This is a genomic window from Micromonospora rosaria (assembly GCF_001567585.1).
Lineage (GTDB): Bacteria > Actinomycetota > Actinomycetes > Mycobacteriales > Micromonosporaceae > Micromonospora > Micromonospora rosaria.
The window spans coordinates 22,936-36,604 of sequence record NZ_LRQV01000064.1 but is presented as its reverse complement, the minus strand read 5'-3'; the positions used below and the strand labels follow the sequence as shown (position 1 = coordinate 36,604).

The following is a 13,669-nucleotide window of genomic DNA, read 5'->3' as shown; positions in this document are numbered from 1 at the left end:
CGGGCGGGATCGAACCGGCGTCCTCCCAAACGCAGAGCGGGCGCGACGACCGCTGCGCTACGGCCCGCCGGGCGAGTCCAGGGCAGGTGCCGACGCCGCCGGCACGGTGTCCACCGTGGCCGCCGCGAGGTGCCGGGCGGCCAGCACGGCCGCGCCGACGATCGCCGTCGGGCGGTACAGGTCCTTGTCGTGCCAGAGCGGGGGCGTGACCCGGTGCGCGTCCGGCCGGCCCAGGTGGGGGCGGGCCCGGTCGATCGCCGCCGCAGTGCCCGGCTGCGGACCGACCACCGCGAGCAGGTGCACGGCGTACGCGGTCTCCTCCACGGTGCCGCCCCAGCGCCCCCACGAGCCGTCCGGCCGTTGGGTGTCGACGACCCACCGGGCGGCCCGGGCGAGCGCGGGCGGCACCCCGGACGTCTCGCCGTACCCGGACAGCGCCAGGGCGCAGCAGAGCGTCGCGTAGTACGGCGAGGCGTGCCACCGGTCCCGCCAGCCCCCGTCGGCGTGCTGCTGGTCGAGGAGGAAGGTCTCCAGCCGGTGGGCCGCCGCCCGGTACCGGGCGGCGGACTCCCCGGTGGCCGCCGGATGCGGGCCGAGGGTGGCCAGGTGCCGGCCGAAGGCGTCGAGGACGTGCGCGTTGGTGGTGACCGAGCGGCCGTCCTCCGCCGGCCAGGTGCAGAAGCCGGTGTCCGTCTCGTACCGCCACAGGCAGTGCGGGGTGACCGGGACGCCGAGCCGCATCAGCGCGTACAGGGTGACGGCGGTGGTGTCGGCGTCGGCGGGCAGTCCGGGGCTGGTCGCGGTGCCGTCCTCGCCGAGCCCGGCGGTGAGACTGTCGACCAGGTCGGGTGGGACGGCCACCCGGATGCCGGCCCGGGTCACCGTGCTGAGCACCCAGGCCCGCTCGAAGACGGTGATCGGGGTGGTGCAGGGGGCGAGCCCGCCGAGCGGGCGGACCGCCGCCGCCAGGTAGGCCGCCGCCGTGGGATGAACGTCGGGCCGGTCGGCCCCACCGAGCCAGGCGGCGGTGGCCGCCGGGGACGCGCCGACCGCGCCGGTGGCCGACGGCACGACCCCCCGGGCGTGGCGGGCCAGCGGGCCGACCACCTCCAGGGCGTGGTGCAGTTTCGGGTGCAGGGGCGCGCCGCCGCGCACCCGGTCCCGCACGGCGGTGAACCGCGCCGGGGTCATGGTCGGCGGCAGGTCCAGCCGGGACGGGCCGGCGACCGCCGGGGACCCGCCGGGGTGGCCGGCCGGGTCGGCCAGGTGCCCGTTGACCGCCGCGACCAGCGCCGGCACGATCAGGTCGATCGCGGGGGTGTCCGGCAGCCGGGTGGCGCCGAGCCACCGGGGCAGGGCGCGCAGTCCACGAGCGGCGGCGCGGGCCACCCCGTCGACGCCGGCCGCCGATCCGGTACGCGCCACGGCGAGCAGCGCCTCGGTGGCGCTCAGGCTGGGCACCAGGGCGTACCGGTCGCCGGTCCCCCAGCCGCCGTCGGCGCGCTGGCTGTCGACCAGGTACCGGACCCGCTCGGCGTGCCCGGTCAACCAGGGCGCGAGGCTGACCAGCCGGCCGGTCTCGTACGGCGACACCGAGACCTGGCCGTCCGGCTGCCGGGTCAGCTCCGCCACCAGGTGCCGGGCGGCCACGGCCGGGTCGGCGGTACCGGTGCCGCTACCGGTGTCGGTGTCGGTGCCGGTGTCGGTGTCGGTCAGCGGGCGTCGCGGGACCGGGACGGCCGGCGACGGGGGCGGGTCACCGGCCGGCACCGTCGCCCCAGAAGTCTGTCATCCGGTAGAAGCCGGTGGTGAAGCCGATCTCGCGGGACAGATACGCCGCCTGCCGGGGGCAGACCCGGGCCAGGTCGGCCAGCACCCGCTGGCACCGGGCCAGCCGCTCGCCGATCAGCCGCCGTACGTCGGCCTGGTCCGGGCCAAGGGCGAGCACGTTGAGGTCGCCGGTGGCCCTGTCCCGGTCGTAACTGGCCAGGTCGTTGACCAGGCGGACGATCTGCTGCACCTGCCGGCTGGCGGTGGTCAGCTCGTCGAGCCGGGCGAGCGTCCCGGCGTCGCCGGTGGCGATCCAGTGCGACACGTTGACGAAGGTCGCGCCGAACCCGTCGGCGTTGTCCAGGTACTCCTCGACGGTGGGCGGGCCGCCGGGGTCGGACCGCCAGTGCCACTCCCGGGCGTCGGCGGCGAGCATCCGCCGGACCTCCTCCCGCCACCGCTCCCGGTGGTCGGCGAAGGCCGCGACGGCGTCCAGGTCGGCCCGGATCCGGGCGAGGAGGTGGCCGAGCTGGTCGCCGTCGGCCGGTGGTGACCCGTCGGCGACCGCCAGGCAGCGGGTGACGATCGCGTCGACCGCCGCCGCCGACCCGCCGCGCTCGATCTGCCAGTCCTCGGCGGTCACCCAGAGCGAGGCGCGGTTGGCGACGCGCAGCTCCGCCGCGGTGCACCAGGGGGCGATGAAGGCGGTGGACATCGCGACCGCGCCGAGCATGGCCGGGTCGACCGGTGGGTTCGGGAAGAGGTCGGGGTGCTCCGCGACCAGGGTCTGCAGGTCCCGCTGCCCCCGGGCGGCCAGGGCGCAGATCCGGCCCTGCTCGGTGGCCGCGTCGAGGGCGGCACGGACGGCGGCGTCGACGTCGGCGGCGGCGGCCGACGGCTCGGTGCTGGTGGGGAGGGTGGCGGACATCGGGGTCACTCCTCGGGTCGGCGGCGGGGCGCCAGGGTCAGCAGCACCGGCCGCCCGGGGCGCAGCGACGTGGCGACCCGGGGCGCGGGCACGGTCGGATCGGCGGTCGTGAAGTGGAACCGGTGCAGCAGGTTGGCCACGATCAGGGCGGCTTCCAGGTGGAACAGGTGTTCACCGAGACAGCGGTGCATCCCGATGCCGAACGGGTGGTGGGCGTACCGGTGCCGGCCCTCGGCCTCGGCCCGGCCCGGCGCGAACCGGTCCGGGTCGAACTCCGCCGCGTCGGGCCCCCAGAACAGCGGCATCCGCTGGGTGACGTACGGCGAGAGGAGCACGGTGGCCCCGGCCTCGACCCGGACCCCGCCGAGCACGTCGGCGGCGACGGCCCGGCGGGGCAGCAGCCACCCGGCCGGGTACAGGCGGAGGAGTTCGTCGAGCACCATCCGCAGGTAGCGCAGGTGTTCGACGTGCTCGACCCGGACCGGGCCGACGCCGACGACCCGGTCGACCTCCGCGTACAGCCGGGCGGTGACCTCGGGCCGGTTGGCCAGCTCGGGCCAGAGCCAGGTCAGCACCACCGGGGCCGTCTCGGTGGTGACGCCGATCATGGCCACCAGGTCGTCGCGGATCTGCCGCTCGTCGAGCACCCCGCCGTCGGGCCGGCGGGCGCGGGCCAGCACGGAGACCACGTCGTCGCCGTCGCCGGGGGTCCGCCGGACGGCCCGGACCACCGGGAACAGGATGTCGTCGATGGACCGGACGGCGGCGTCGAACCGCCGGTCGCCCGGCATCCGGACCCACCAGGGCACGAAGGGCAGCAGCATCCGGGGCGCCATCGAGGTGACGACCACCTCCTGGGCGGTGGTGATCCGGTGCAGGTCGGCCACGGTGAGCCGGTCGGCGAAGAAGGCCGGCATGATGCCGGCGGTGGCGATGCCGGTCAACGCGGCGCCGATGTCGACCGGGCGGCCGTCGGCCGCCGCCGGTTCCAGGTCGGCCACGGCCGCCGCGACCGCCGCCGCCATCGGCCCGCCGACGGCGCCCATCCGGCTCGACCGGAACAGCGGGGCCAGGATCCGCCGGCTCGCCGCCCAGGTCGGGCCCTCGGCGAGGATGCCGTCCCCGGCGAAGCGCCGGACCGACCGCCACATCGCGGTGTCGTCGCCCCGCCGGTACGTCTCCGCCCGCTCCTGGAGGACCTGCTGGACGTGGGTGGGGTGGGTGACCAGGTACGGCCGCAGCGGCCCGAGGCCGAGCCGGACCACCTCGCCGCCACCGCGCGCCCCGGCGTCGAGCAGCGCGGCGTGCACGCCACCAGCCATCCGGGGCACCACGTACCGGGTGGGGAGCAGCCTGGACCTGGGCGCGGACACGCCTCCGGGATCCTCCACAGTGGCTTCTCCCCTCGCCCGGTACGCACAAAGGGGGCCAGCCGGGCAGTCGTCGCTGAAGAGACGGTAGCCATGTCCTCTGGGTATGGCTACCGACGCGTGGGGTGATCGGATTCACCATCCGCGCCGAGACACTCCCGGCTTGACGCAGGGTGACCACTGTCGACACCCACCGCGACGGCGGTGACGCCACCGACCCCCCGAACCGCCCGCCCACCCGCCGGGCGGCGGACATGCCCGAGGAGCACCCGGCCGGACGAGTGCGGTCATACCGGGCCAATAGTGCGCTCTTGAGGGGAGAGTCGGACAACTGCTAGCGTCTCCCCGGTCTGCCACTCCGATAGCTCACCGGCCCGGCACCCCGGGAAGGTACCAATGTCCGCTTGGGACGGTTCTATGCGGTATCGCAGCACCAATCTGCGCACGAAGGTCATCGCACTCCTGCTGTCCCTGATCGCCCTCTGGTCCTTCGCGGCCTGGGTGACCCTGCGGGACGGCCTCACCCTGCTGGGCGTCCAGACCGTCGACAGTCGGATCGCCGCCCCCAGCGAGCCGCTGCTCCTCGCCCTCCAGGAGGAGCGCCGCTTCGCCACCGCGTACCTGGGCGCCCCGACCGCGGCGCGCAAGGAGGCGCTCGACGCCAGCCGGGTCACGGTGGACGGGCACGTCAGCGCGTTCACCCAGTCGGCGCGTAGCTGGCAGGCCCGGCTGGCCGGCAGCAACCAGGCCCAGCAGCGCACCGAGGCGGCGATCGGCGAGCTGGACGCCCTGCCGGAGATCCGGGACGCGGTCGACCGGCGGGCCACCGACCGGGGCACCGCCGAGGCGACCTACACCCGCGCCGTCGAGACGCTGTTCCAGATGTACGACGTGATCGGCAGCATCGGCGAGCCCGGCATCGAGGCGGACACCCGCAACCTGATCAACCTGTACCGGATCCGGGAACTCCTCTCCCGGGAGGACGCCCTGCTCGCCGGGGTCACCGCCGCCGGGCGGATCACGCCGGAGGAGCACACCCGGTTCAGCCAGTTGGTGGCCGCGCAGCGGTTCTTCACCGAGCGGATCCTCACCCAGCTCCGCCCCGAGGACCGGGAACTGTTCGGCGGGCTCTTCTCCGGGCCCGAGTTCACCCAGCTCCGGGCGCTGGAGGACCGGATCTCGGTCAGCGACCGGGACAGCACCAGACCGGCCGTGGCGGCGCAGGAGTGGGACCCGGCCGCCAGCGCCGCCCTGACCGGCCTCCAGGAGGCGGTGCTCGACGGTGGCGACGCGGTGGTCGAACGCTCCACGCCGTTCGCCGTCATGGTCGTCGTCCGGCTGGTGCTCGCCGCCGGGCTGGGCCTGATCGCCGTCATCGCCTCCATCGTCGTCTCGGTGACCACCGGGCGGGCGTTGATGGCGCAGCTGACCCGGCTCCGCGAGGCGGCCCGCCGCCTCTCCGACGAGCGCCTGCCCACCGTGGTCGAGCGCCTCGGTCGCGGCGAGAAGGTCGACGTCGCCGCCGAGGCGCCACCGCTGGAGGTCGGCGACGACGAGATCGGCCAGGTCGGCCAGGCGTTCAACCGGGTCCAGGAGACCGCCATCCGGACCGCCGTCGAGCAGGCGGAGCTGCGCCGCGCCGTCCGCGACGTATTCCTCAGCCTCGCCCGGCGTACCCAGGGGCTGGTCCACCGCCAGGTGACCCTGCTCGACGGGATGGAGCGGGAGGAGGAGTCCCCGGACAAGCTGGAGGACCTGTTCCGGATCGACCACCTGGCCACCCGGATGCGCCGCAACGCGGAGAACCTGATCGTGCTCTCCGGCGCGTCCCCCGGGCGGGCCTGGCGGCGCAACGTCCCCATGCTCGACGTGGCGCGGGCCGCGACCCAGGAGGTCGAGGACTACACCCGGGTGCAGGTGCTCCCGCTCGGCTCGGTCGGGCTGGCCGGGCGGGCCGTCAGCGACGTGATCCACCTGCTGGCCGAGCTGATCGAGAACGCGCTCACCTTCTCCCCGCCGCAGACCCAGGTCGAGGTCCGGGGCCAGTTGGTGGCCCGGGGCTTCGCCATCGAGATCGAGGACCGGGGGCTGGGGATGACCGAGGAGGACCTCGCCGCCGCCAACGAGCAGATCAACCAGCCCCGGGACTTCAGCCTCGCCAACGCCAACCAGCTCGGGCTCTTCGTGGTGAGCCAACTCGCCGCGCGCCACCACGTCGGCGTGCAGCTCAAGGCCTCCCCCTACGGCGGCACCACCGCCGTCGTGCTGATCCCGATGGAGCTGGTGACCGGGGCGGACGGGGTGAACGTCCCGCGCGCCGGTGGTGCGCCGGCACCGGCGGCCCCCGGCGCGGGTGGTCGGCCCCGGCCCGGCGAGGCCGGCCCGACCGGGTCGGTCGCGCTCGCCGAACGCCCCGCCCCGGCGGCCGACGCCACGGCCGAGGTACCGCTCGCCAACCGGCCGGTGGCGGACGCCCTGGCCACCCAGGAACTGCCGATGATCGCGCCGGCCCGCCCGTCGACGCCGGCCCCCGCACCGGGTCGGAGCGGCGGACCCGCCACCGAGCGGGACGGGCCGGCACCCGGTACGCCCCCGGCGGCGCGCCGGTCCCCGGCCAGCGGGGCGGGGGACGCCTCCGACCCGGCGGCGAGCCCGCTCACCCCGGCCGGGCTGCCGGTACGGGTACGGCAGGCCAGCATCGTCCCGCAGCTACGCGACAGCGCCGACGACGCCGGCACCGAGGAGGGCGCCGAGGACGTCGCCGTCATCCTGTCGCCCGAGCAGGTCCGCCGGACCATGAGTTCGTACCAGCACGGCACCCGGCGTGGGCGGGCCGACGCGGAACGGCTCAAGGAACAGGACGACGACGCCGGGCGGCCCGACGCGGAGGAGTCGCCCACGTCCGGCACCGATCGCTAGAAAGAGGACATCGTGGTGCAGCAGCACAATCCCGCCGGCGACCTGGCCTGGTTGCTCGACGACCTGGTCGGTCGCGTCAAGCAGGCCGAGCAGGCCGTCGTGCTCTCCGTGGACGGCCTGCTGATGGCGGCGTCCACCGGCATCGGTCGGGACGACGCGGAGCACCTGGCGGCGGTCGCGTCGGGGATCCAGAGTCTCGCCAAGGGCGCCGGCCGGCGGTTCGGCGGTGGCCCGGTCCGGCAGACCATCATCGAGATGGAGAGCCGGTTCCTCTTCGTCACCGCGGCCGGACACGGCGCCTGCCTGGCCGTTCTCGCCGCAGAGGACGCCGACGTGGGCCTGATCGCGTACGAGATGGCGATGGTCGTGGCGCGGGCCGGCCGGTTCCTCGTGGCGCCGTCCCGGCCCGGGCAGTAGGGTCATCGGCATGCCCGGTGCGGAGCCACTGTGGATAGACGACGAAGCCGGCCCCCTGGTCCGGCCGTACGCGATGACCGGCGGGCGGGCCCGTCCCAGGAACGGCTTCAACGTGATCTCGTTGGTCCTCGCCATGCAGCAGGCGCCGCCGCTGGAGGTGGGGTTGACCCCTGAGCACCTGCACATCGTCAACCTCTGCCAACGGCCGCTCGCCCTCGCCGAGGTGTCCGCCCACCTCCGGCTCCCGCTGGGCACGGTGCGCGTACTCCTCGACGACCTGCTCGCCCGTGGGCTCGTCCGGGTCTCCGAGCCCCAGCCACCCGCATCCCTTCCGGACAACCACATATTCGAGGCGCTCATCAATGGACTACGAAAACTCTGACGGCGAGGCGGGGCCGGTCCTTCCGACCGCCATCAAGGTCCTTGTCGCCGGTGGCTTCGGTGTCGGCAAGACCACGCTGGTCGGCTCGGTCAGCGAGACGCAGCCGCTGCGGACCGAGGAGGTCCTCACCGAGCGCGGGGTCGGCGTCGACGATCTCTCCGGGGTGGAGGGCAAGCACACCACCACCGTGGCGATGGACTTCGGCCGGATCAGCTTCGGCGAGGACCTGGTGCTCTACCTGTTCGGGACGCCCGGTCAGGACCGGTTCTGGTTCGTCTGGGACGAACTGGCGCTCGGCGCGCTCGGCGCGGTGGTCCTCGCCGACACCCGCCGGCTGGCGGACTCGTTCCCCTCCATCGACTACTTCGAGCGCAACCGGGTGCCGTTCATCGTCGCGGTGAACTGCTTCGAGGGCGCCCGGCAGTACAGCCTGGACGACGTGCAGCTCGCCCTCAACCTGGATCCCGAGGTGCCGGTGATGCTCTGCGACGCCCGGGACCGGGAGTCCAGCAAGGAGGTGCTCATCGCCCTGCTGCAACACGTGATGCGGGGCCGGGGCACCCGCCGCGAGTCGCAGCCGGCGCGGTCCTGACCGGGCCGCACCGTCCTCCGCCCGCACCGTCCCCGCCCGCCGCGTGGCCGGGGACGGTGCGACGGTGCGCGGCGGTCAGCCGGCGTAGCGCGGTCAGCCGGCGTAGAGCAGCAGCAGGCCGGCGGCGGTGTAGGCGACCATCAGCACCAGCATCGGGAGCTGACCGGTGACCGCGCGGGCCCGCGGGAACAGGGACAACGCCCGGTCGTGGGCGAGCAGGCTGCCGAGCAGGTGTCCGATCAGGATGACGGTGATCTGGAGGGCGGCGACCCCGTCCGGGGTGATCAGCCCGGTGTACGGCTCGAACCCGGCGGTGCCGAGCCAGTCGGCTCCGGTACCGAGCGGGTCGGAGAGCAGGGCGATGGTGCGCTGCCCCTCCAGCACCAGCAGCGAGTAGTAGTGGGCCAGCACGTACCCGACCGCGATCGGGACGATCGAGTGGGCCAGCTCGCCGGGGACCAGGCGCGGTGGGGTCGACTCCCCGTCGGCCTCCGGCCCGGCCCCGTGCCCGACCAGCGCGGCGACCCGGGTGGCACCGAGGTAGGCGAGCGCGACCAGACCGATGAGGACTCCCATCCCCAGGGTGCCGGTGACCACCGGGGGCACCCCGTTCTCCTCGGCGAACTGACCGAGGCGCAGCCAGCCGGGCGCGTAGGACAGGCTGTCGTACATGGTCGAGCCGAGCAGCACGACGACGGCGGTGACCAGCCCCGGTTCCGGGCGCAGCGCGGCCATCCCGTCCAGCGGGTTGCGCCAGACCACGGCTCCGTCGTCGCGCCGGCCGATCACCGCGAGCCGGCCGATCAGCCCGCTGTACAGCTCGAACGGGTCGGCCCGGTCGAACCAGCCGACCCCGTGCCGGACCGCGCCGACGAGCATCACCAGGGCGTACCCGGCCAGCCAGGCGTTGATCACCGGCAGGGTGGCGCGGCCCGGGGCGACCAGTTCCAGCCAGACGAACGCGACCAGCCCGACGGCCGCCGGCCAGACCCCCAGCCCGGCCGGGAGCGGACGCAGGCCGCGCTCCGGGTCCCGGCCGGCGGCGACGCAGAGCAGCAGGTACAGCGAGCGCAGCGGGTTCACCGCCCGCCAGACCGGGCCGAACAGCAGCGACAGCGGGACCAGCCCGATCCAGACCAGCACGTAGAGCACGCCGGCGGCGGGATTGTCCTCGTTGTCCGGCCCGCCGAGCAGGGCGAGGCAGACGTAGCCACCGGCGACCAGGCCCGCGCCGCGCAGCGCCCACCGCAGCGCGGGCGCGTCGACCAGCGCGGCCAGCCACCGGGGTACCGGCTGCCCGGTCGTCCCGTCGCGGTCCAGCCGGGGGACCCGCCACAGCGCGCCCAGCGCCACGAAGGTGATGACCAGGGTGAGCGAGGCCGCCACGACGAGGTGGGTGAGCGGGAGCGGAAGGTCCTGCCGCCCGCCGACGCCGTGCGCGAGCAGTTCCGGGTACGTGGTCACCGACGGCCTCTCAGCGGGCGCGGGTGCCGGGAACACGTACGGACATGGTGGTACTCCGAACGACGCGACGGGACTGTGTCGAGATGACGTCAGGGCTGTGAACTCTACGTCTTGTCCCGCACCAGGGGAATGGCCATCATGAGCAAATGCGAATCCGGCTACGGCTCCGACGTGCGGCGACTCTCCTGGCGGCCCTCGTCGTCACCGTCTCGGTGACGGTGGTGCTGCCGGCCGCACCGGCCGCCGCGCACGGCACCCTGGCCACCTCGGTCCCGCTGGCCGACTCGGTGGTCACCCGGCCGCCGGAGCAGCTGGCGCTCTACTTCACCGAGCAGCCGCACGCGCAGGCGCACTTCACCGTCACCGACCCCACCGGGGCCCGGGTGGAGGGCCCCTGGTCCCCCGGCGAGCCGAAGCGGCTCGACAAGCCGGTCCAGGAGTACAACCTGGTCGACGGCAAACTGGAGCCGGTGCTGTACCACACCGGCTTCCCCGCGATGCTGCCCGTCACGCACTGGCCGGCGAAGGGTCGGTACACCGCCACCTACCTCTCCGTCGCCTCGGACGGCGACCAGGTGCGCGGCAGCGTCGTCTTCGACTACCAGGGGCCGACCAGCGCGCCACCGCCCGGCTGGACCGCGCCGACGAGCGAACCCGCGCCGGCCCTGCTCGCCCTCCTGGAGCAGGGCCGCCACGACGCCCCCGGCAACGCCGGCTCGCCCCAGCCGGACGGCAGCCTGGCCGCCCCGTCGGCAGCCGCCGAAGCGGCCGACGAGGACGGGGGCGGTCTCGGCCCCTGGCTGGTACCCGGCATCGTCGTCGTGGTGGTCGCGGTGATCGTCGTCGTGGCCGCCCGACGGCGCAGCACCACACCGGCGCCGACCCGCGCCCGGCCAACCCCCAAACGCACCACCACCGCCACCCGCCCGGCCACCCGCCACCGCCCCCGCCGCTAGCCCCACCCCCTCCCCCTTCTCCCCCTCCCCCCTCCCCGTTGATCATGGAGTTGACGGGGGCCACTTAGATCGAAGTCGCCGCCAACTCCATGATCAACGCCCGAAGGGGGCGGGCGGGGCGGGAGAGGGGGCGGGGGGAGGGGGAGGGGGAGGGGGAGGATGGGGGGGTGAGGGTTCGGGGGGTGCGGTGGGGGGAGTTGCCCGGTCTGCGGGACATCGAGCGGGCTGCCGGGGAGTGCTTCCGTGACGTCGGCATGCCGGAGATCGCCGACGACGAGCCGCTTCCGCTCGACGTGCTCGCCGGCTACCACCGGGCGGGTCGCGCCTGGGTCGCCGTCGACCCGGCCGACCAGCCGGTCGGGTACCTTCTCGCCGACGTCGTCGACGGCAACCTGCACGTCGAGCAGGTGTCGGTCCATCCCCGCTGGGCGCGGCGCGGGCTGGGACGCCGGCTGCTCGACCACCTCGCGGCGCGGGCGAGGACCGACGGGGTACCGGCGCTGACCCTCACCACCTTCGCCGACGTCCCGTGGAACGCCCCGTACTACGCCCGCTGCGGCTTCCGGGTTCTCGACGACCGGGACCTCACCCCGGGGCTGCGGGCGATCCGGCGGCGGGAGGCCGCGCACGGGCTCGACCGGTGGCCCCGGGTGGGTATGCGCCGGGACCTCGACGACGCGGCGGACCCGGCCCACCGGCCAGACGCGGGCTGACCGGGCGGGCGGGGTCACCGGTCACCGGTCGACCCGCCGGGCCACGGCGAGCAAATACTCCTTGCGGTCGGTGGGATCGTGGTCCCAGCGGGCCCGGACCGGGGGTACGCCGTGGACCGGCCGGTGCCGGGCGAAGGTCGACTCGAAGCTGCCCTCGCCCCGGGTCAGCGCCGGCAGTCGTCGCTCGACGGCGTGCACCCGGCCCGCCGGGATCTCCCCCTCGACCAGGTACGACGCTCCCTGCGCGAGGGTCGAGGAGGGCACCGCGTCGAGCCGGGCGAGCACGGGCAGCACGTCACCGAGGACGTCACCGGGAACCTCCAGCCGGAACCGGTGCACCGGCTCGGCCACCCGGGTGCCGGCCCGCTCCAGGGCGGCCATCAGCACCAGCGGCGTCAGGTTGCGGAAGTCCCCGGCGGTGCTGGACATGCTCTTGTCGAAGGTGCCGTGCGCGTGGCTCTGCCGGGCCCAGTACCCGGCGTGGGTCATGGTGACCACGCAGTCGACCACCTGCCAGCCGTACCGGCCCTGGGTCAGGGTCTCCCGGACGGTGTCCCGGACGGCGGTGAAGAAGGCCGGTGGCATCGAGCCCAGTTCGACGCCGAGCCGGAAGGTCACCCCGCTGCCGGTGGGGGCGGGCGCGACCCGCAGCCCGACGGTGGCCAGGAACGGGTTGGGGGCCACCCCGATCAGCTCCACCGCCGCCCCGGTCCCGGCCAGCCGCTCCACGCAGACGGGGGTGGTCTCGCGGAAGTCGACGGTCAGGCCGTACCCGTCGGCGAGCAGCGCCTGGATCACCTCCTTCTGCACCTCCCCGTAGAGGCTGACGGTGATCTCCCGCCGGCGCGGGTCCTGTCGGACGTTGATCAGCGGGTCCTCCTCGGCGAGCCGGCTGAGCGCGGCGTACAGGGCCGCGCCGTCCGCCGCCCGCTGCGGCACGACCACGGTCTCCAGGCTGGGCGGGGCGAAGTGCCGCCCGGTGGGGCCGGGACGCGCCTGCCCGACCGGGTCCCCGATCCGGGCGTCGCCGAGCCCGCGCAGCAGCGCGACGCGCCCGGCCGGCACCGCCTCGGCGCGGACCGTGCCGCCCCGCTCGCAGAGCTCGATCCCGGTGACGGTGGCGGTCCGGCCGGCCCCGACGGGGAGCCGGTCGCGCAGCCTGAGGGTGCCGCCGAACATCCGGACGTACGCGATCCGCTCCCCGGCCGGCCCCCGGTCGACCTTGAACACGGTGCCGCAGACCGGGCCGGCCGGGTCGCCGTCGCCGGTGGGCAGCAACTCGGTCAGGCCGGCGACCAGCGCCGGTACGCCCACGCCGGTGATCGCCGAGCCGGGCAGGACCGGGTGGACGAGGCCACGCCGGCTCTGCTCGGCGAGGGCGGCCCGCAGCCGGGGGCCGGTCAGCCGGCTCTCGTCCGCCACGTACGCGGCCAGCAGCGCGTCGTCGTGCCGGGTGAGTAGGTCCCGCAGGCGTCGGAGGTGGTCCGGGTCGTCGTCGGGGTACGGCTCGACGCGGGCGGCGGCGGTGCCGGCGTCGTGCACGGCACCGACCGCCACCACCGCCGGGGTGAGCCGGGTGGCGAGGTCACGCAGGACCCGCTGCGGGTCGGCGCCGGCCCGGTCGACCTTGTTGACGAAGACGACCGTGGGCAGCCGCAGCCGCCGCAGGGTGCGCATCAGCACCCGGGTCTGCGCCTGCACCCCCTCGACGGCGCTGACCACGAGCACCACGCCGTCGAGCAGGCCGAGGACCCGTTCCACCTCGGCGATGAAGTCCGGGTGGCCGGGCGTGTCGATGAGGTTGACCGTGACGTCGCCGACCACGAAGGAGGCGACGGCGGAGCGGATGGTGATGCCACGCTGTCGTTCCAGCGCCATCGAGTCGGTCCGGGTGGTGCCGTCGTCGACCCGGCCGATCTCGTCGATGACCCCGACGGTGTGCAGCAGCCGCTCGGTCAGGCTGGTCTTTCCGGCGTCAACGTGCGCCAGGATTCCGACGTTGAGAGTCTTCACGGAGCGTCATGTCCTTCGGGTAGGTGGTCGATCCCGTCTGGTTGGACACGAACGCGGCGCGCATCGCCCTCTCCCTCCGGTCGGCTACCCGTGGACGTCTTCAGTGGACCAACGTCCGGCGCGGGGTGCAACCCGAAAACCCGTT

The 13,669-nt window shown here is 74.9% G+C and carries 11 protein-coding genes; 6 read left to right on the top strand and 5 right to left on the bottom strand.

Annotated elements, in window-relative coordinates; all coding sequences use genetic code 11:
* Nucleotides 1-57: 57 nt before the first annotated feature.
* From AWW66_RS17930 to AWW66_RS17920, 3 genes are read right to left on the bottom strand one after another with little or no spacing between them, the layout of a single operon-like run.
* Nucleotides 58-1,770 carry a prenyltransferase/squalene oxidase repeat-containing protein gene (locus tag AWW66_RS17930; protein ID WP_245648360.1) on the bottom strand — a complete coding sequence of 571 codons (1,713 nt, stop codon included), beginning with the start codon at nt 1,768-1,770 and terminating at the stop codon, nt 58-60.
* Complete coding sequence (locus AWW66_RS17925) at nt 1,757-2,698, bottom strand: terpene synthase family protein (protein WP_245648359.1); 942 nt, start codon at nt 2,696-2,698, stop codon at nt 1,757-1,759. Before AWW66_RS17925 ends, AWW66_RS17930 begins: the two co-directional genes overlap by 14 nt.
* A 5-nt stretch (nt 2,699-2,703) precedes the next feature.
* Nucleotides 2,704-4,020 carry a cytochrome P450 gene (locus AWW66_RS17920; protein ID WP_067367533.1) on the bottom strand — a complete coding sequence of 439 codons (1,317 nt, stop codon included), beginning with the start codon at nt 4,018-4,020 and terminating at the stop codon, nt 2,704-2,706.
* 465 nt (nt 4,021-4,485) lie between these two features.
* On the opposite strand from AWW66_RS17920, the gene AWW66_RS17915 reads away from it, so the two are divergent.
* The 4 genes from AWW66_RS17915 to AWW66_RS17900 are packed head-to-tail and all read left to right on the top strand — an operon-like array spanning nt 4,486 to nt 8,378.
* Entirely contained in the window at nt 4,486-6,987 is a 2,502-nt protein-coding gene (locus AWW66_RS17915) for a sensor histidine kinase (protein ID WP_067367529.1), read from the top strand.
* A gap of 15 nt (nt 6,988-7,002) precedes the next feature.
* Nucleotides 7,003-7,404, top strand: coding sequence for a roadblock/LC7 domain-containing protein (locus tag AWW66_RS17910; RefSeq protein WP_396890446.1), 402 nt, complete (start codon nt 7,003-7,005; stop codon nt 7,402-7,404).
* A gap of 4 nt (nt 7,405-7,408) precedes the next feature.
* Entirely contained in the window at nt 7,409-7,786 is a 378-nt protein-coding gene (locus AWW66_RS17905; protein ID WP_396890445.1) for a DUF742 domain-containing protein, read from the top strand.
* Entirely contained in the window at nt 7,767-8,378 is a 612-nt protein-coding gene (locus AWW66_RS17900; protein ID WP_067367520.1) for a GTP-binding protein, read from the top strand. Before AWW66_RS17905 ends, AWW66_RS17900 begins: the two co-directional genes overlap by 20 nt.
* Before the next feature lie 93 nt (nt 8,379-8,471).
* Here the strand turns inward: AWW66_RS17900 and AWW66_RS17895 are convergent, their stop codons facing one another.
* Nucleotides 8,472-9,842 carry a hypothetical protein gene (locus AWW66_RS17895; RefSeq protein WP_067367517.1) on the bottom strand — a complete coding sequence of 457 codons (1,371 nt, stop codon included), beginning with the start codon at nt 9,840-9,842 and terminating at the stop codon, nt 8,472-8,474.
* A 146-nt stretch (nt 9,843-9,988) separates the two neighbouring features.
* On the opposite strand from AWW66_RS17895, the gene AWW66_RS17890 reads away from it, so the two are divergent.
* Together AWW66_RS17890 and AWW66_RS17885 are read left to right on the top strand one after the other, a co-directional pair.
* Nucleotides 9,989-10,798, top strand: coding sequence for a copper resistance protein CopC (locus tag AWW66_RS17890; protein ID WP_067367514.1), 810 nt, complete (start codon nt 9,989-9,991; stop codon nt 10,796-10,798).
* Between the two features lie 167 nt (nt 10,799-10,965).
* Nucleotides 10,966-11,511, top strand: a complete 546-nt coding sequence (locus tag AWW66_RS17885; protein ID WP_067367511.1) for a GNAT family N-acetyltransferase — start codon at nt 10,966-10,968, stop codon at nt 11,509-11,511.
* 21 nt (nt 11,512-11,532) lie between these two features.
* Here AWW66_RS17885 and AWW66_RS17880 read toward each other — a convergent pair whose 3' ends face one another.
* Nucleotides 11,533-13,524 carry an elongation factor G gene (locus AWW66_RS17880; protein WP_067367508.1) on the bottom strand — a complete coding sequence of 664 codons (1,992 nt, stop codon included), beginning with the start codon at nt 13,522-13,524 and terminating at the stop codon, nt 11,533-11,535.
* Between the last annotated feature and the right edge of the window lie 145 nt (nt 13,525-13,669).

Bases quoted from the DNA above. Each gene is read 5' to 3' on its own strand.
- AWW66_RS17925 (WP_245648359.1), bottom strand. From the start codon at position 2,698: ATGTCCGCCACCCTCCCCACCAGCACCGAGCCGTCGGCCGCCGCCGCC.
- AWW66_RS17920 (WP_067367533.1), bottom strand. From the start codon at position 4,020: ATGGCTGGTGGCGTGCACGCCGCGCTGCTCGACGCCGGGGCGCGCGGT.
- AWW66_RS17915 (WP_067367529.1), top strand. From the start codon at position 4,486: ATGCGGTATCGCAGCACCAATCTGCGCACGAAGGTCATCGCACTCCTG.
- AWW66_RS17900 (WP_067367520.1), top strand. From the start codon at position 7,767: ATGGACTACGAAAACTCTGACGGCGAGGCGGGGCCGGTCCTTCCGACC.
- AWW66_RS17890 (WP_067367514.1), top strand. From the start codon at position 9,989: ATGCGAATCCGGCTACGGCTCCGACGTGCGGCGACTCTCCTGGCGGCC.